The organism is Ruegeria sp. AB7, from assembly GCF_056542625.1.
This window is the reverse complement of sequence record NZ_JBQGAC010000001.1, coordinates 611,328-628,151: the sequence shown is the minus strand read 5'-3', so window position 1 is coordinate 628,151 and position 16,824 is coordinate 611,328. Positions and strand designations below refer to the sequence as shown.

The 16,824-nt window shown below is 56.6% G+C and carries 14 protein-coding genes and 3 tRNA genes; 12 read left to right on the top strand and 5 right to left on the bottom strand.

All coding sequences use genetic code 11. The features are described from left to right. Positions 1 to 34: 34 nt before the first annotated feature. The 4 genes from zwf to ACR0EN_RS03155 all read left to right on the top strand — a co-directional run bounded on the left by zwf (position 35) and on the right by ACR0EN_RS03155 (position 5,499). Entirely contained in the window at positions 35 to 1,489 is a 1,455-nt protein-coding gene (gene zwf / locus ACR0EN_RS03170; RefSeq protein ID WP_480585168.1) for a glucose-6-phosphate dehydrogenase, read from the top strand. Then, complete coding sequence (pgl, locus tag ACR0EN_RS03165; protein WP_170595492.1) at positions 1,486 to 2,157, top strand: 6-phosphogluconolactonase; 672 nt, start codon at positions 1,486 to 1,488, stop codon at positions 2,155 to 2,157. Before zwf ends, pgl begins: the two co-directional genes overlap by 4 nt. Before the next feature lie 5 nt (positions 2,158 to 2,162). Further along, a complete protein-coding gene (gene pgi, locus ACR0EN_RS03160) occupies positions 2,163 to 3,773 on the top strand; it encodes a glucose-6-phosphate isomerase (RefSeq protein ID WP_480569873.1) in 1,611 nt (536 codons plus the stop codon). 106 nt (positions 3,774 to 3,879) lie between these two features. Further along, positions 3,880 to 5,499, top strand: a complete 1,620-nt coding sequence (locus ACR0EN_RS03155) for a long-chain-fatty-acid--CoA ligase (RefSeq protein ID WP_480585165.1) — start codon at positions 3,880 to 3,882, stop codon at positions 5,497 to 5,499. Positions 5,500 to 5,517: 18 nt separating this feature from the next. On the opposite strand, the gene ACR0EN_RS03150 is transcribed toward ACR0EN_RS03155, so the two are convergent. Then, positions 5,518 to 5,592: transfer RNA gene (locus tag ACR0EN_RS03150), tRNA-Asn, on the bottom strand. A 349-nt stretch (positions 5,593 to 5,941) separates the two neighbouring features. Further along, the gene (locus tag ACR0EN_RS03145; RefSeq protein ID WP_170402926.1) at positions 5,942 to 7,141 is read right to left on the bottom strand and encodes an ROK family transcriptional regulator; all 1,200 of its coding nucleotides are present in this window, start codon (positions 7,139 to 7,141) and stop codon (positions 5,942 to 5,944) included. A 186-nt stretch (positions 7,142 to 7,327) separates the two neighbouring features. Here ACR0EN_RS03145 and ACR0EN_RS03140 point away from each other — a divergent pair, with 186 nt between their 5' ends. The 5 genes from ACR0EN_RS03140 to fsa all read left to right on the top strand — a co-directional run bounded on the left by ACR0EN_RS03140 (position 7,328) and on the right by fsa (position 11,732). Further along, positions 7,328 to 8,347 (top strand): sugar ABC transporter substrate-binding protein, encoded by a 1,020-nt coding sequence (locus ACR0EN_RS03140; protein ID WP_170817816.1) that lies wholly within the window; start codon positions 7,328 to 7,330, stop codon positions 8,345 to 8,347. Between the two features lie 117 nt (positions 8,348 to 8,464). Next, complete coding sequence (locus ACR0EN_RS03135; protein ID WP_170392953.1) at positions 8,465 to 9,535, top strand: ABC transporter permease; 1,071 nt, start codon at positions 8,465 to 8,467, stop codon at positions 9,533 to 9,535. Further along, positions 9,535 to 10,317 carry an ATP-binding cassette domain-containing protein gene (locus ACR0EN_RS03130; protein ID WP_170392954.1) on the top strand — a complete coding sequence of 261 codons (783 nt, stop codon included), beginning with the start codon at positions 9,535 to 9,537 and terminating at the stop codon, positions 10,315 to 10,317. The genes ACR0EN_RS03135 and ACR0EN_RS03130 overlap by 1 nt, the downstream gene beginning before the upstream one ends. Continuing rightward, positions 10,314 to 10,985 (top strand): nucleoside/nucleotide kinase family protein, encoded by a 672-nt coding sequence (locus tag ACR0EN_RS03125; RefSeq protein WP_170817815.1) that lies wholly within the window; start codon positions 10,314 to 10,316, stop codon positions 10,983 to 10,985. Before ACR0EN_RS03130 ends, ACR0EN_RS03125 begins: the two co-directional genes overlap by 4 nt. A gap of 93 nt (positions 10,986 to 11,078) precedes the next feature. Beyond that, a complete protein-coding gene (gene fsa, locus ACR0EN_RS03120) occupies positions 11,079 to 11,732 on the top strand; it encodes a fructose-6-phosphate aldolase (protein ID WP_480585161.1) in 654 nt (217 codons plus the stop codon). 750 nt (positions 11,733 to 12,482) lie between these two features. Here the strand turns inward: fsa and ACR0EN_RS03115 are convergent. Beyond that, positions 12,483 to 12,557: transfer RNA gene (locus ACR0EN_RS03115), tRNA-Asn, on the bottom strand. A 73-nt stretch (positions 12,558 to 12,630) separates the two neighbouring features. Further along, a complete protein-coding gene (locus tag ACR0EN_RS03110; RefSeq protein WP_480585158.1) occupies positions 12,631 to 13,545 on the bottom strand; it encodes an MBL fold metallo-hydrolase in 915 nt (304 codons plus the stop codon). Positions 13,546 to 13,589: 44 nt separating this feature from the next. Here ACR0EN_RS03110 and ACR0EN_RS03105 point away from each other — a divergent pair, with 44 nt between their 5' ends. Continuing rightward, complete coding sequence (locus ACR0EN_RS03105) at positions 13,590 to 14,909, top strand: ATP-binding protein (RefSeq protein ID WP_170817812.1); 1,320 nt, start codon at positions 13,590 to 13,592, stop codon at positions 14,907 to 14,909. A gap of 2 nt (positions 14,910 to 14,911) precedes the next feature. On the opposite strand, the gene ACR0EN_RS03100 is transcribed toward ACR0EN_RS03105, so the two are convergent. After that, positions 14,912 to 14,988 (bottom strand) — tRNA-Ile (locus ACR0EN_RS03100). Positions 14,989 to 15,095: 107 nt separating this feature from the next. On the opposite strand from ACR0EN_RS03100, the gene purM reads away from it, so the two are divergent. Both purM and purN read left to right on the top strand, forming a co-directional pair. Continuing rightward, positions 15,096 to 16,142: a phosphoribosylformylglycinamidine cyclo-ligase gene (purM, locus tag ACR0EN_RS03095; RefSeq protein WP_480585153.1), complete on the top strand. Its 1,047-nt coding sequence runs from the start codon at positions 15,096 to 15,098 to the stop codon at positions 16,140 to 16,142. Continuing rightward, complete coding sequence (gene purN / locus ACR0EN_RS03090) at positions 16,139 to 16,735, top strand: phosphoribosylglycinamide formyltransferase (RefSeq protein WP_170817811.1); 597 nt, start codon at positions 16,139 to 16,141, stop codon at positions 16,733 to 16,735. Before purM ends, purN begins: the two co-directional genes overlap by 4 nt. The last annotated feature ends 89 nt before the right edge of the window (positions 16,736 to 16,824 follow it).

Genomic DNA, 16,824 nt, shown 5'->3' with positions numbered 1-16,824 from the left:
GGACATGCCCCAAGCGGCAAGGTAAGGAAAAGCCATGGTTTCTCGTGTCATACCTGTTGACCCATTTGATCTGGTCATATTCGGCGGAACCGGCGATCTGGCACAGCGCAAGATCGTTCCGGCCCTGTTTCGGCGTTACTGCGCCGGGCAGTGGCCCGAGGCCACCCGGATCATCGGCGCAGCGCGGGGCGCTCTGACCGTTGATGGCTTTCGCGAGATGGTGGCCGAATCGTTGCGCCAGCACGCTCCGAAGCGGGCAAAAGATCAGGAGGCTGTGAACGGTTTTCTTCAGCGCGTGGAGTATGTCCCGCTTGACGCTTTGTCCGAAGATGGTTGGGCCCAGTTGGCCGAAATGCTGAATGCGGATCGTATCAGGGCCTTCTATTTCTCGGTAGGCCCCCGTTTGTTTGGCCCGCTGGCAGAACAAATCAGGACGCACAATCTCGCCACCCCGCAAACCCGTATCGTCGTCGAAAAGCCTTTTGGGCACGATCTGGAAAGTGCACGCGCGTTGAATGCGACACTGGCGGCGCATTTTGACGAAGGGCAAATCTATCGGATCGATCATTATCTGGGTAAGGAAACCGTTCAGAATCTGATGGCCGTTCGGTTCGGCAACATGCTGTTCGAACCGCTTTGGAACAGCCAGTATGTCGATCACATTCAGATCACTGTGGCCGAGACCGTCGGCATTGACGGTCGTGAAGAGTATTACGAGCGCGCTGGCGCCATGCGCGACATGATGCAGAACCATCTGATGCAGCTTTTGTGTCTGATCGCGATGGAACCACCCGCAAAATTTGATCCGGACGCGGTGCGCGATGAGAAACTCAAGGTCATACGCGCGTTGGATTCGGTTGAGCCGCACCATATCGTACGAGGTCAGTTTGCAGGCGGCGCCGATGGCCGGGGGTATCGTGAAGTTGTCGGCAATCAAAGGTCGACGACGGAAAGCTACATCGCTTTGCGCGCGCATATCAGCAATTGGCGTTGGGCGGGCACACCGTTCTATCTGCGCACGGGCAAAGAGCTGGTGGCGCGGTCCTCGGTCATCAATGTGATGTTCAAGGATGCTCCGCATTCGATTTTTGGCGAAGAGGCCGGGCGTCATGCGAATGTCCTGTCGATCCGGTTGCAGCCCAATGAAGGCATCACTTTGAAAGTGACAATTAAAGAGCCGGGGCAGGGAGGCATGCGTCTGGTTGACGTTCCGCTGGACATGAGCTTTGCCGAAGCGCTTGGGCCTGAAAACCAGGACCCACCCGACGCTTATGAGCGGCTGGTGATGGATGTCATTCGCGGCAACCAAACCCTGTTCATGCGCGGCGATGAGGTAGAAGCCGCATGGGCCTGGACCGATCCGATTATCGCGGGCTGGGAGGCGCGCGGTGATGTTCCCAAACCCTATGAAAACGGCAGCACCGGCCCGGGCGACGCTGAGTTGCTGATGAAACGAGACCACCGCCGCTGGCAAGGAATAAATCCATGAATATCAAAGAATATGCCGATCGCGACATGCTGGCGATTGATGTCGCGAATGCATTGGCCGGAGACCTTGAGGCCGCATTGCTACATCATGATACTGTCTCGTTGGCCGTTCCGGGCGGAACCACACCGGGGCCGATCTTTGATGGATTGTGCGCTGCGGATCTGGAATGGGATCGTGTGCACATACTGCCGACCGATGAAAGATGCGTGCCGGGTGATCACGAGCGTTCGAACGAGAGGTTGATCCGGGAACGGTTGCTGACCAGTCGCGCATCCATTGCACAATACATGCCGCTCTATGTTGCGGAACATGAGCCTGAGGCGGTTTTGCCCGAGATCGAAAGCCTGATTAACCCGCATCTGCCGCTATCGGTTCTGGTGCTGGGTATGGGTGAGGACATGCATACCGCCTCGCTCTTTCCGGGGATGCAGGGCTTGTCTGCTGCTCTGAACAACAACGCCCCGACACTGGCGGTAGCGCGGACCGATGTGCAGCCCGAAGCGCGTATCACGCTGACGGGTCAGGTTCTGGACGGCGCTCTGTCCAAGCATCTCGTCATATTCGGAGAAACTAAACGGAATGCCCTGGATCGTGCCATGTCACTGCCACCCGAGGAAGCTCCGATCGCGGCCGTGCTCAGCGGCATGACCGTACATTGGGCGGAGTAATCACGATGCAGCTGGATCAATTGAACTCACTCGCAGCCACACAGACGGGCCGTCGGATACTCGATCTGTTTGACGCCGATCCAAACCGGGCGCAGGGTTTCTCTGCTTCGACCGGAGATCTGCTGTTTGACTATTCGAAGACACAAATCGACGAAGATATCCGCGCGGCACTGATCCAGCTTTGCGATCAAGTCGAATTGGCAGAGCGTCGGGCCGCGATGTTCTCCGGTGAAAAGATCAACGAAACCGAAGGCCGGGCTGTATTGCATACCGCGCTACGCAATCTCGACGGAGGCCCGGTCGAGGTCGATGGTCAGGATGTAATGCCGGACGTACTGGGCACTTTGCAGCGAATGCGCGTCTTTGCCGAAGAAGTGCGTGGCGGAGCGATCAAAGGGGCAGGGGGCGGCTTTACGGATGTTGTCAATATTGGCATCGGCGGCTCGGACCTTGGGCCGGTGATGGCGACGCATGCCTTGGCACCTTATCACGACGGGCCAAGGCTGCATTATGTCTCAAACGTGGATGGTGCGCATATTGCGGATACGCTGCGCCCGCTTGATCCGACACGGACTCTGGTGATTGTCGCGTCGAAGACCTTTACGACCATCGAGACGATGACCAATGCGCGCACGGCGCGGGCTTGGATGGTCGATGGTGGTGGTGATCCGGCGCGGCAATTCGCAGCGGTCTCCAGCGCTGTTGACAAGACACAGGCCTTCGGGATTCCCGAGTCGCGGGTGTTTGGCTTCGCGGATTGGGTCGGCGGGCGGTACTCGGTCTGGGGGCCGGTCGGACTGCCGGTAATGATTGCCGTTGGCTCGAACGCGTTTGACGCGTTTCTGCGGGGCGGTCAGGCGATGGATCTGCACTTTCAATCCGCCGAATGGGCAGAAAATCTGCCAGTTATGCTGGCGCTTGTGGGGGTCTGGCATCGTCAGGTGCTTGGGCATGCCAGCCGCGCAGTTCTGCCATATGATCAGCGTCTGCTGCGCCTGCCTGCCTATTTCCAACAGCTTGAGATGGAATCGAACGGTAAATCCGTCGCGATGGATGGCAGTGCGCTGACCATGCCTTCAGGACCGGTCGTCTGGGGCGAACCCGGCACAAATGGGCAGCATGCATTTTATCAGTTGATCCATCAGGGCACCGATGTGATTCCCTGCGAATTCATAGTGGCAGCAAACGGGCATGAGCCAGAACTGGCCCATCATCATCGCCTTCTATTGGCTAATTGCTTGGCCCAGTCCGAAGCGCTAATGCGGGGTCGGTCGCTGGATGTTGCACGCGCACGCATGGCCGAAAAGGGCCTGACAGGCGACGAGTTGGAGCGTCAGGCACGCCATCGTGTGTTTTCGGGCGACCGCCCGTCAACCACGCTGATCTATCCGCAGCTTACCCCGTTTGTGCTGGGTCAAATCATTGCGCTTTATGAACACCGTGTGTTTGTCGAAGGCGTGCTGCTTGGAATCAACTCGTTCGATCAGTGGGGTGTTGAGCTGGGCAAGGAACTGGCAACGTCACTTGGGCCGATCGTGGACGGTGAGGTCAGCGCCGATGGCAAAGATGGCTCGACCTCGGCGCTGGTTGGATACGCATTGCGACATCGCGGTTGACGCGGCACCCTGCCGCACTCTCTTATTGTCAGACAATTGAATTCTTGGCAGGGTTGTTGCCAAGACATAACGGCGCGGCCAAGCGCTGACGATGGGAGGAATGTCCATGCTGGGACAGATGATGACGCAGCCTTTGCTGATTTCGTCGCTTATTGAACATGCTGAACGTTATCACGGGAAGACCGAGATCATCTCGGTCGAGACGGACGGAACCTTGACCGAGACCAATTGGTCCGGGATCGCGCAGAACGCCCGACGGATGGCGTCGGCGTTGGAAAAGCTGGGGCTGCAACCGCAGGATCGCGTGGGCACGCTGGCCTGGAATAACCGCCGCCACCTTGAGATCTACTATGCGGTGTCCGGCGCGGGCTTTGTCTGCCACACGATCAACCCGCGTCTGTTTCCCGAACAACTAACCTATATCATCAACCACGCGCAGGACCGGGTCCTGTTTTTCGATGCGACCTTCCTGCCTTTGGTCGCCGCGCTGCAAGAGCATCTGACTGAGGTGCAGTACTATGTGCTGATGGGTGCGCGGGACGAGGTTGCGCTGTCTCAGGTGCCGGGGTTGGTTTTTTATGACGAGATGATTGAAACCGGTGATACAGACTACGCGTGGCCCAGCTTTGATGAAAACACTGCCTCCAGCCTCTGTTATACTTCGGGTACCACTGGGAACCCCAAAGGCGTTCTCTATTCCCACCGCTCTACAGTTCTGCATAGCTTCGCGTCGAACACGCGCGACGTAATCGGCTATTCCGCCATGGATGTGGTGATGCCGGTGGTGCCAATGTTCCACGTCAACGCTTGGGGCTCGCCCTATGCCAGCGCTATGTCTGGTTCGCGAATGGTGATGCCGGGGCCGGGATTGCATGGCGAGGCATTGGTCAATCTGATCGACACATATGGCGTCACGCTGGCGATGGGCGTACCGACCATTTGGCAAGGTCTGCTGGCCCATGCCGCGACATGCGGGACTAAGTTGAAAAGCCTCAATCGTACTGTAATCGGTGGTGCGGCATGCCCGCCCTCAATGATTGAAACGTTCCGCGAAACTTATGGCGTCGATACCGTCCACGCCTGGGGCATGAGCGAAATGAGCCCGCTGGGCACGACGAACTATCCGATGGCCAAACATCTGGACATGCCCATGGAGGCACAGCACAAGCTGCGCGAAAACCAAGGCCGCCCGCCCTTTGGGGTTGAACTAAAAATCGTCGATGATGATGGCAGAGATCTTCCCCATGACGGTGAAACGCAGGGCGATCTGATGGTGCGCGGCCATTGGGTGCTGGACAGCTACTTCCACATGCAGGATGAGGCCTTGTTGCAGGATGGCTGGTTCGCGACTGGCGACGTTGCCACACTGGACCCGGATGGGTACATGACCATCCGCGACCGATCGAAGGACATCATCAAATCGGGGGGTGAATGGATCAGCTCTGTCGAGTTGGAGAATATCGCGGTCGCACACCCTCAACTAGCGACGGCTGCCGTTGTGGGTGTGCCGCATCCGAAATGGGACGAACGCCCGCTCTTGGTAGCAGTGAAGGCCGAGGGCGAAGAACCGACCGAGCAGGATTTGTTGGCATTCTTCGACGGCAAAATCGCAAAATGGCAGGTACCCGACAAGGTCGTGTTCGTTGATGCCTTGCCCCTTAACGCGACCGGAAAGGTCCTGAAACGCACGTTGCGCTCGGATTTCAGTGATGCGCTGATGGGATAAGTGCCAGTCTGGGAAGAATGGCTCCGGCGGTAGGGATCGAACCTACGACCAATTGATTAACAGTCAACTGCTCTACCGCTGAGCTACGCCGGAACTGAGGGGCGTGTATCAACAGGTAAAGTGGAGGTCCAGATGCAAAAACGTTTTTTTGTGGGTGAAGTGCACGGCCTCTCATCTAATTCGGAGGCGACTCAGTGTGGACCTTCCCTAATAGCGTAGCCAACGGCCTATTTGAGCCCGCTTCGACCAATGCTGCGCGATGCTCCAATGACATCAATGCGCAGAAAGCCGACGTCGGCCGCTTTCGAGGCGGCCTAAAGCAGTGCACTGTTACCCAATTGGATGGCTACCTGCAGTTGAGTCAGAGCGGCCGTTCTAAGGCCCCCAAATTGAGTAGGAGCGGTTCTTACTTGATTAAGACTGCCCCCCCTATGAATTTCGACTACATCCCAGAAAGCCCAGCATTAGTGTTCAATAGAAACTGGCGGAAAATCGGGCTGCTTGCCGCCCCAATCCCGCGGGCGTTTTCTCCGACAGCCGCAGCTTCTACAACCGGAGGAATCAAACCGCGTTTATCTTGGTTGACTAGGTAACGACGAACTCGTGAGACCAACTCCTCCCGTATTTCAGATGGGAATGCGCCGTCGATAAAAATTGCCTCAAAGTCGATGACCGCGCAAATAGACAGCGCAGCTTTGGCCAGTTCCTGCGCGGTGGTACCGATCCATGGTTCGACATAGCGAGAAATGCTGCTCCAGTCCTGCGGCTTTTTCCACAAAATTCCCGGATCAACACCCGCTTCTATCAACCTGTCCTCGAGCAGGAACAGCGATGCAGTGTCAATCAGTTGCTGGCTTTCACCCAAAGGACCCGTCGTTCGCATGGCACCCAATGCACCGGCATTGCCTTGATTGCCCTCAAATACGGTGCCATTCAATGCAACGCCTCCGCCAATCATTGAGCCTATGAAGAAATAAAAATAGTCTCGATACTCAGCCCCGCGGCCATAGAGGTGCTCCGCGTGACACGCGGCAGTAGCATCATTGACCACAAAGACCGGCAGTTCGCTGAACTTGGCCACCTCGGAAAAGAAGTTCACGTTTCTCCAGGACCTGAATTTCTGAGCCGCAAGCCCAGAAAGGTCGTGCCACTTCCACAGCTCGAACGGTGTTCCGATTCCAATCCCGCATACACGGTCCCGAAGTTTCTGGGGTTCATTGGCCAGAAGCTCTTCCAATCCTACCTCCAGAAACCCGAACACTGCTTCGGGTAGCGGGTAGTCATAAGTCGTCGAGAGCTGTTGGCGTGGCTTACCGGTGAAGTCGATCAAAAGAAGATCGGCGCTGCGGCGACCGATCTTCATTCCCACCGACAGAATGCCTTCGGGATTGAGCTCCATGGGGATCGAAGGTTTCCCAACTTTACCCTTCAACGGCGTCCCACGTTTGAGAATCTCGTCCTTTTCGAGCTTACGCAGAATGATCGACACGGTCTGGGGTGACAGGCCCGTCAGCCGCGCGACGTCCGCCCCGGCAGCAGGTCCATGCCGTTGTAAAACCGTCAGAATGAGGCGTTCGTTATGATCACGAACACCGCTTTGGCTTACCCCGCCGGTTAGTATTTTCAACGCCTCTCTTTCCATAACCTTAAACATAAACACCTTGTTTTCTTATGAAAAGATACGTGGGCAAATTAATAAATAAACTTTATTTATTTATTGACACAGAGGCTAGAATCACGGTTTCTTGAACGGGACCTTCATTGGAGGATGGAGGCCCGCCTTGTCGCTATTCCGCGCGGGGCCACAACAATTTTCTGGGAGGACAACATGAGAAATCTACTCAAGCTCGCCGCATCCGCGACTGCGCTGACTTTGGCCGCTGCATCCGCGCAAGCGGCTGGTGAAACCGTCTGCCTGATTACCAAGACCGACACCAACCCCTTTTTCGTTAAGATGAAGGAAGGCGCAACCGCCAAGGCAGAAGAGCTGGGCATGACGCTCAAGGCGTTTGCCGGCAAGGTTGATGGCGACCATGAAACTCAGGTTCAGGCCATTGAAACCTGCATTCTCGATGGCGCAAAAGGCATTCTGCTGACAGCATCCGACACCAGCTCAATCGTTCCTGCGGTCAAACAGGCGCGGGATGCGGGGGTTTTGGTCATTGCGCTGGATACTCCGCTTAGCCCGATTGACTCAGCGGACGCGACATTCGCGACGGACAACTACAAGGCCGGCTTTCTGATCGGTCAATGGGCCAAGGCCAAAATGGGCGACGCCGCAGCCGATGCCAAGATCGCGACGCTGGATCTGAACGTCAGTCAGCCGACAGTAGACGTTCTGCGCAATCAGGGTTTCCTCGACGGGTTCGGCGTGGACCTGGCGGACCCGAATGTCATCGGTGACGAAACCGATGCGCGTCTGGTTGGCAGTGACGTGACCGACGGCAATGAAGAAGGCGGGCGCCGCGCGATGGAAAACCTTTTGGCCAAGGATTCATCCATCAACGTTGTTCACACGATCAACGAACCGGCTGCTGCGGGCGCATATGAGGCGCTGAAATCCATCGGGCGTGAAAACGACGTACTGATCGTTTCGGTCGACGGGGGGTGCCCCGGCGTCCAAAACGTCGAAGCCGGTGTGATCGGGGCGACTAGCCAGCAGTACCCGCTGTTGATGGCGTCGCTTGGCGTTGAGGCCGTGAAGAAATGGGCCGAAGAGGGCGTTAAGCCCGAAAACACACCCGGCAAAGACTTCTATGACACGGGCGTGGCGCTCATCACCGACCAGCCAGTTGATGGCGTTGAGTCGCTTTCGGTCGCAGAAGGCCTAGATCTCTGCTGGGGCTAAAGACAGCTCTATTAGGTGAGGCGCGCCGCAGCGCCTCATCAATCCTTTCACCAGCAAACCTAAACTTCCTGTAAACTGATTTCGTGGACGCGATGCCAGCCACGAAAAGGGGGAGAGATGTCTGAAGCAAACCAAAACGCCCAGGAATTCGAAACCGCCGCCAACGCGTCAGAAACCGTAGCGGAATTTGAAGATCACCGGCGTGGTGTTCTGGGGAAGTTGCAGCATCTTCTCCATGTCAACCCTTCCTTTGTGCCGTTGATCGTTCTGGTCGGTGCCATCGTAATTTTCGGCCTGCTGCTGGGGTCCAAATTCTTCTCACCCTTTGCGATGACGCTGATCCTGCAGCAGGTTCAGATCGTGGGCATCGTGGCCGCAGCGCAAAGCCTTGTCATTCTGACCGCCGGCATCGACTTGAGCGTCGGTGCGATCATGGTGTTTTCATCCGTCATCATGGGTCAGTTCACCTTCCGCTACGGTATCCCCGTGCCCATAGCTGTGATGTGCGGGCTGGCAATGGGAACGCTGATCGGGGCTCTTAATGGCTGGCTGGTCAGTCGCGTAAAGCTGCCGCCCTTTATTGTCACGCTCGGCATGTGGCAGATCGTTCTGGCGACAAACTTCCTGTATTCCGCAAACGAAACAATTCGCAGCCAGGATATCGAAGCCAACGCCCCGTTCCTGCAATTTTTTGGCACCAAATTCAGCATCGGTGGCGCGACCTTTACGGTCGGCGTGATATTCATGCTCGTACTGATTTTCGTGTTGGCTTACGCGCTCAAACACACGGCCTGGGGCCGGCATGTCTATGCAGTGGGGGATGACCCTGAGGCGGCTGAACTATCCGGTGTGAACGTGCACAGAACGCTGATGTCCGTTTATATGTTATCCGGTTTGATCTGTGCATTTGCAGGCTGGGCCCTGATCGGGCGTATCGGGTCGGTTTCACCTACATCCGGTCAATTGGCCAATATCGAAAGCATCACCGCGGTTGTGATCGGCGGCATCTCTTTGTTCGGCGGGCGGGGATCCATACTGGGATCGCTGTTTGGCGCGCTGATTGTTGGCGTGTTCACTTTGGGGCTTAGGCTTCTGGGCGCGGACGCACAATGGACTTTCTTACTTATCGGACTTCTCATTATCGCAGCGGTCGCTGTCGACCAGTGGATTAGAAAGGTATCGGGCTAATGTCAGACTCAACTCCAGTCGTCCAAGGCCGCGGGATCGTAAAGCGCTATGGCCACGTCACCGCCATCGACCATTCCGACTTTGAACTGCGCCAGGGGGAAATCCTGGCAGTGATCGGAGATAATGGCGCGGGCAAATCATCCATCGTGAAGGCGATCTGCGGCGCCACAATCCCGGATGAAGGCGAGATTCTGATCGAGGGCAAAAAGGTTAACTTCAGCTCTCCGATCGATGCGCGGAATATGGGGATCGAGATTGTCTATCAGCAGCTCGCCATGTCTCCTGCCCTTTCCATTGCGGACAACATGTTCATGGGGCGCGAAATCCGCAAGCAGGGGTTCATGGGCAAATACATGCGTAAGCTTGACCGTCCAGCGATGGAGAAGTTTGCCCGTGAAAAACTGACCGAGCTTGGGCTGATGACTGTACAGTCGATCAATCAGGCGGTTGAGACTCTTTCTGGTGGCCAACGCCAAGGTGTTGCCGTTGCTCGTGCCGCTGCCTTTGCAACCAAGTTTATCATCATGGATGAACCGACCGCTGCTTTGGGGGTTAAGGAAAGCCGCAAGGTGCTTGAGCTGATCCAGGACGTGCGGGCGCGTGGCATTCCGATCATCCTGATCAGCCACAACATGCCTCATGTTTTTGAGGTTGCCGACCGCATTCATGTGCATCGGTTGGGCAAAAGGCTCTGCACAATTGATCCCAAGGATTACACGATGTCCGATGCAGTCGCCTTCATGACCGGTGCCAAGGAACCCCCAAAAGAGGACGCAGCGTGATCGAGCAGGACGTACAGCGCGTTTGCGACCTGATCTCCTCCCGGCGGCAAGTTGGAGTCCGGACGATTATCGCAATCGCCGGCCCCCCTGCATCCGGAAAGTCGACCTTAGCGGAAGGCGTTGTGCAATCGCTGAACACGCAACAGAGCTCGGCGGTTCCGTCAGCCACACTTGTACCAATGGACGGTTACCATTTGGACAACTGCGTGCTGGAAACGCGTGGATTGCTGGCGAGAAAAGGCGCGCCAGAGACTTTCGACGGGGTCGGGTTTTGCGCTGCAATCAGAGAGCTTCAATTTACGCGCCACGAGTCCTTTCATCCCAAATTCGATCGCACAATGGACCTCGCTATTGCCAACGCCATTGCGGTTCACCCGGCAACTCCGGTCGTCGTCGTTGAGGGTAACTATCTTCTGATGGACAGCGACCCATGGAGAAACCTAACGGATGTCTATGCTGCAACGGTTTTTATCAGCCCAACTTTGGAAGAGCTTGAAAACAGGCTGCAAAACCGCTGGATCAGCCATGGCTTTGACCCGCAAACCGCGCTGCAACGCGCAATAGCGAACGATCTGCCAAACGCTGAACGTGTCATCCGTGATAGCCGGAAAGCCGATCTTATACTGAGCCAGAACTACACTGAATTCGGGATGCGCAACGCATTCTGAATCTGCGCACTGGCTTCAGCCAACCCTTGATGCAGTGCCTCTAGGCAGCCTCAGGTGCAACCCAAGTCACCCCTTACGTAATGAGGAAACCTCATGAAATTCTTCGTGGACACCGCAGAAGTAAACGACATCAAAGACCTGATGGGCTTCGGATTACTGGATGGCGTTACCACCAATCCAAGCTTGATCGCCAAGTCTGGTCGCGATTTCAAAGAGGTCATTGCAGAAATTTGCGCTCTGACGGATACGCCGGTATCGGCAGAGGTTGCAGCTTTGGATGCCGCGGGAATGATTGCAGAGGGAGAGCAACTCGCAGCGATCGCTGACAACGTCATTGTCAAACTGCCGCTGACTTTGGATGGCCTCAGGGCCTGTGTTCATTTCAAAAGTGAAGGTATCAGAACAAACGTCACACTGTGCTTTTCACCCAATCAGGCTCTCTTGGCGGCAAAGGCTGGCGCGACCTATGTATCTCCGTTCATTGGCAGATTGGATGACATCAATCTGGACGGAGTCAATCTGATCCGTGATATCCGTAGCATTTACGACAACTATAGTATTGAAACTGAAATCATTGCGGCATCCGTCAGAAGCCCCAATCATATTACAAAGGTGGCATTGGCCGGTTCCGACATCGCCACGATCCCGCCGTCCGTTATTCGCAAACTGATCATGCATCCATTGACCGATATCGGCATCGAGAAGTTTCTCAATGATTGGAATTCGACTGGGCAATCGATCCTTTGATGGATTGCCAACCCGATTGGGGAGGAGCGACCTTTCCCAAATGATTTACCTCTAAGCGGCACTGCTGCATTCTAAGAAATAAGGTCTCAAGGAGAGTCTTTCTGCTTTGTCAAGTACGTCGAGCTTTGTGGAAAACCGTCGTCACTCCTCACTATTGGCGGGATCAACACTAAGGCAACGGCAGACCAATATAAGGTCAACGGTAGGAAAATGACTAGAGCAATCGGCGAGGTCGCGGCGAAATTCCGGTTTGACCTTGGCAGCCAGGCGCTTTCATTTCATAGTGTCATCTTCCCGTAAACGTCCGCTTTCACTCCCGTGCCAATTACCTTTGGCGTCTCCAGGGAATAACAGCTTTCCGTCCGCCGTGTTTGTTGCCTCGGTCGCAAAGTGCACAAAGCGGACGTTCCGCCGGAAAAATTTGACAGCAGCTTTGTCGGCAAAGTAGCCCTCCGCTCGGGCGAAAGTAAACGACCGGCTTCCTCGTTTCCAGATGTTCGCGAAAGGTGCCGCAAACATCAGCTTTGAGGTAGCCTATGATCGATTGATCTCGAATCAATTGACCTACCGATTTGCTCTGCCTGAAAATCAAGCAATAACAGGTGGTTGCTGGCTGAATGGTGGTTTTGCTGGGAGCTGTTGTCACTTCATTGCCACCTGATTCTTGGCAACAAACTGGCAACACGGCCCTACATTCCTTCCCCTAAATGCGAGGCTTTCCATTAAGTCTATGATCTAAATGGGGAAAATTGGCTCCGGCGGTAGGGATCGAACCTACGACCAATTGATTAACAGTCAACTGCTCTACCGCTGAGCTACGCCGGAACTGAGGGGCGTATAACAACCCGTATTTTCGGCGTCCAGAGGGGAAGCGCACGGGCCGTCAATTTTTTCCGATTCACGCGATGCGCTTGAAACGAGACGCAACTGACAGATCCCCCAAGGGCGCTACACGGGATCTGCCGGTCAGATCAACCAGATGGGCGAAGACATTACGCTCGGCCGCGGGAAGCAGCGCGGCGGGGGTTTCGATATAGATTCGCTGGGCAAGCTGTTGGGCCGTTTCTGGGCCATTTTCCAGGGCGTCGAGTATCTGTGATTCCCGCTGCAATCGGTGGTCTATCAGCCAATCCAGGCGCTTGGCAGGATTCGTGATAGGGGCACCATGGCCCGGATGAAAAACCGACCACTCGCGCGCACGCAGGCGGCGACAGGCTGCCATGAAATCCGTCAGGTCTCCGTCCGGGGGCGAGACCAGAGAACTGGCCCAACCCATGACGTGATCAGCCGTAAAGCAGACATCCCCCCAGGCCAGCGCGATATGGTTGCCCAGATGGCCGGGTGTGTGGATCACTTCGAGTTGCCAGCCTTCTGCCGCGACGCGTTCACCGTCTTCAAGCTCGATATCAGGGCGGAAATCGGCATCGATTCCCTCACCACCTCCGGCAAGCCCGTTCTGGGCCAGCTCGGTCATGACTTCGCTGCGTCCAGCTCGCGGACCACCAAAAGCCAGAACCGGAGCGCCGGTGCGGGATGCGAGCGGGGCGGCCAAAGGCGAGTGATCCAGATGGGTGTGCGTAACAAATATGTGGCTGATCCGCTGCCCGGGTTCCAGCGCATCAACTAAGGCTTGCATATGGGCATCACTCAATGGCCCAGGGTCGATGACAGCAATGTCCTTATCGCCTAGAAGGTAGGTATTCGTACCACGATAAGTCATTGGCGAGGGATTGGGCGCAAGAATGCGCCTTAGCCCCGGGGCAAGCACGGCAACCTGTCCAGGGAGAGGGTTGAAATCGTCGGGGGCTTGCATTCTGACCTCTTCCTCTTGCCCGGGCAGCCCGCTAGGTTTAGCGCATGTCGACCCAATGGCTCAAACCCTATATGCCGCGTAGCCTATATGCGCGTGCCGCACTCATTCTGGTACTGCCGGTCATTGTCGTGCTTTTGGTGGTGGCGATTGCGTTTTTGCAAAAACATCTTGAAGAAGTGACCGCCCAGATGACCCGCACGGCGGCGCGCGAGGTGACGCTGGTGCTGGACGTGATGGAGGGTGCGGAAACCCAGCAGCAGGCATTGGCAGCTGCGCGGCGGGACCTGTCGGTCTTGAACATGACCGCCCGCTTTCTGCCGCCGAATGAAGAGCCGAAAAACAGTCCGCGCCGATGGTACGATTTCATTGCCCCGCAGGTGGATGCGGAAATGCGCAGCTTGTTGCCTGAAACCCAGTATGTGGCTCTGCCAAATGGACAGGAAGTGAGTCTTTTTCTGGCAACCAATCTGGGCATGCTTGAGCTAGAGTTTGATCGCCGACGCCTTTCGCCGACTGCACCGCATCAGCTGATTGTGACGATGGTGTTCTTTGCGGCTCTGATGACAACGATCTCGTTTCTCTACATGCGCAATCAGTTGCGCCCGATCACGCGCCTTGCGGACGCGGCGCAGGCCTTTGGTCGCGGTCGGGTCGTGCCTTATTCACCCGGTGGTGCAATCGAGGTACGCGCTGCGGGCAATGCCTTCGTTGACATGCGCGCCCGAATCGAGCGGCAGATTGAGCAGCGCACGCTCATGTTGTCGGGGGTCAGCCACGATCTGCGCACACCTCTGACGCGTCTGAAACTTGGATTAGCTATGTTGCCCGAGGACGAGGCCGCACCGTTGTTGCAAGACGTGGACGAGATGCAATCGCTGCTGGATGCATTCTTGGACTTCTCGCGTGGCGCTGCAGAGAGCGCACCCGAAGAGATTGAACCCGAAAATTGGCTGAGCCAAATCGTTGACGATGCACAGCGCGCGGGCCAGCACGTTGAACTAATCTCGGTCGAGGGGCGTGGAACGGCAATGCTGCGCCCATCGGCCATGCGCAGGGCAGTAGAGAATCTGATTGGAAACGCGAATCGCTATGGTTCACGCGCCGAGGTCAGCCTTTCGATGACGCCAAAGTCACTACGCATTCGGGTTGAAGATGACGGCCCCGGTATCCCGATCGAACAACGCACCGAGGCCGTCAAACCCTTCACGCGACTTGATCCGGCACGAAACCAGAATCAGGGCACCGGCGTGGGGTTGGGCCTTGCCATTGTTGCCGATATCGCCCGCGTACATGGTGGTATTCTGCGACTGGGCAGCAGCGAAAGGCTTGGCGGATTAAGCGCGGATATCGTGATTGGACGGTGATTTGGTAGGCCCGGAGGGACTCGAACCCCCAACCAAAGCGTTATGAGCGCTCTGCTCTAACCAATTGAGCTACAGGCCCGCCTGAGGGCTTTGCCTATCACGATGGCAGCCCGCGTCAAGCCTGACCGTTGCAACATGGCCCACAATCGAATAACCCGCGCGCAAAGCACTCATGAGGGATTGGCCATGACAGCGGGCAAGAACGGAATCACCTATGCCGACGCAGGTGTAGATATCGACGCAGGCAACGCTCTGGTCGATCGGATCAAGCCTGCCGCCAAGCGCACCAACCGTTCGGGCGTGATGAGCGGGCTAGGCGGGTTTGGCGCTCTGTTCGATCTGAAAGCGGCTGGCTATAAAGACCCGATTCTGGTGGGAGCGACGGATGGTGTGGGCACCAAGCTGCGGATCGCAATTGATACTGGCGTTGTCGATGGCGTGGGAATCGATCTGGTGGCGATGTGCGTCAACGATCTGATCTGCCAAGGCGCTGAGCCGCTGTTTTTCCTGGATTATTTTGCCACCGGTAAGCTGGACACCGATACGGCCGCGCGGATTATCGAAGGAATTGCCGAGGGGTGTGTCCAATCTGGCTGCGCCCTGATTGGTGGTGAAACCGCCGAAATGCCGGGTATGTACCCTGACGGCGATTTCGATCTGGCCGGTTTCTCGGTTGGCGCCATGGAACGCGGGACCGCATTGCCCGAGGGCGTTGAACAGGATGATGTCCTGCTGGGGCTGGCTTCGAACGGGGTGCATTCCAACGGCTATTCGCTGGTGCGCAAACTGGTTGAAATGTCCGGGCTTGGCTGGGAGGAAGAGTCGCCTTTCGGTGGCGGAACATTGGGTGAGGCTCTGCTGACCCCCACGCGGCTGTATGTGAAACCAGCGCTGCAGGCGATCCGGGCTGGCGGCGTTCGCGCGCTTGCCCATATAACCGGCGGCGGCCTCACCGAAAATCTGCCGCGCGTATTGCCCGAAGGGCTCGGGGCCGAGATTGATTTGACTGCTTGGGACTTGCCGCCTGTGTTCAAATGGATGGCCGAGACCGGAGGCATCGCCGAGTCCGAGATGTTGAAGACCTTCAACTGCGGCATCGGCATGATTGTTGTCTGCGCTGCAGATCAGGCAGATGATCTTACAACACTGCTTGCAGAGGCAGGCGAATCCGTTGCGCGCATCGGAACGGTCACCGCAGCGCCGGGTGTGGCCTATTCAGGCAAATTGCTGTGAGCCACAAGCGCGTCGCGATCCTGATCTCTGGGGGCGGATCGAACATGCTGTCGCTGGTCGACAGCATGAATGGCGATCATCCCGGTCGGCCATGTCTGGTATTGTCGAACGATGCAAATGCCGGAGGGCTGAAGAAAGCTGCACAGCGCGGAATTCCGACCGCAGCCGTCGACCACAAGCCCTTTGGCAAAGATCGCGCTGCGTTTGAGGCAGAACTGCTTAAACCGCTTATGGCAGCCCAGCCGGATGTTGTCTGTCTGGCCGGTTTCATGCGTGTATTGACGGGTGAATTTGTATCGCGTTTCCAGGGCCGGATGCTGAACATCCACCCATCGCTTTTGCCGAAGTACAAGGGTTTGAACACCCATGCACGCGCAATTGAAGCAGGCGACGCCGAACATGGCTGCACCGTTCACGAAGTTACTGCCGCGTTGGATGACGGACCGATTCTGGGTCAGGCGCGCGTGGGTGTACGGGTAGGGGACACGCCTGAGGAGCTCGCCGCCCGCGTGTTGACCTGGGAGCACAAACTCTACCCTGCCGTGCTTCGCCGTTATTGTATGGGCAACAAAGACCCAGTTCTTCTGCCCTAACGCGGCGGGGTGATTTACACGCAAAGGTTATTCGTCTTATGGTCGCATATCGCTCGGGACGAGGACGGCACGGGCAGTCACAATAACCA

Coding starts and splice junctions, on each gene's coding strand:
- zwf (WP_480585168.1), top strand. CDS start 35: ATGGTTTCTCGTGTCATACCTGTTGACCCATTTGATCTGGTCATATTC.
- pgl (WP_170595492.1), top strand. CDS start 1,486: ATGAATATCAAAGAATATGCCGATCGCGACATGCTGGCGATTGATGTC.
- pgi (WP_480569873.1), top strand. CDS start 2,163: ATGCAGCTGGATCAATTGAACTCACTCGCAGCCACACAGACGGGCCGT.
- ACR0EN_RS03155 (WP_480585165.1), top strand. CDS start 3,880: ATGCTGGGACAGATGATGACGCAGCCTTTGCTGATTTCGTCGCTTATT.
- ACR0EN_RS03145 (WP_170402926.1), bottom strand. CDS start 7,141: ATGGAAAGAGAGGCGTTGAAAATACTAACCGGCGGGGTAAGCCAAAGC.
- ACR0EN_RS03140 (WP_170817816.1), top strand. CDS start 7,328: ATGAGAAATCTACTCAAGCTCGCCGCATCCGCGACTGCGCTGACTTTG.
- ACR0EN_RS03135 (WP_170392953.1), top strand. CDS start 8,465: ATGTCTGAAGCAAACCAAAACGCCCAGGAATTCGAAACCGCCGCCAAC.
- ACR0EN_RS03130 (WP_170392954.1), top strand. CDS start 9,535: ATGTCAGACTCAACTCCAGTCGTCCAAGGCCGCGGGATCGTAAAGCGC.
- fsa (WP_480585161.1), top strand. CDS start 11,079: ATGAAATTCTTCGTGGACACCGCAGAAGTAAACGACATCAAAGACCTG.
- ACR0EN_RS03110 (WP_480585158.1), bottom strand. CDS start 13,545: ATGCAAGCCCCCGACGATTTCAACCCTCTCCCTGGACAGGTTGCCGTG.
- ACR0EN_RS03105 (WP_170817812.1), top strand. CDS start 13,590: ATGTCGACCCAATGGCTCAAACCCTATATGCCGCGTAGCCTATATGCG.
- purM (WP_480585153.1), top strand. CDS start 15,096: ATGACAGCGGGCAAGAACGGAATCACCTATGCCGACGCAGGTGTAGAT.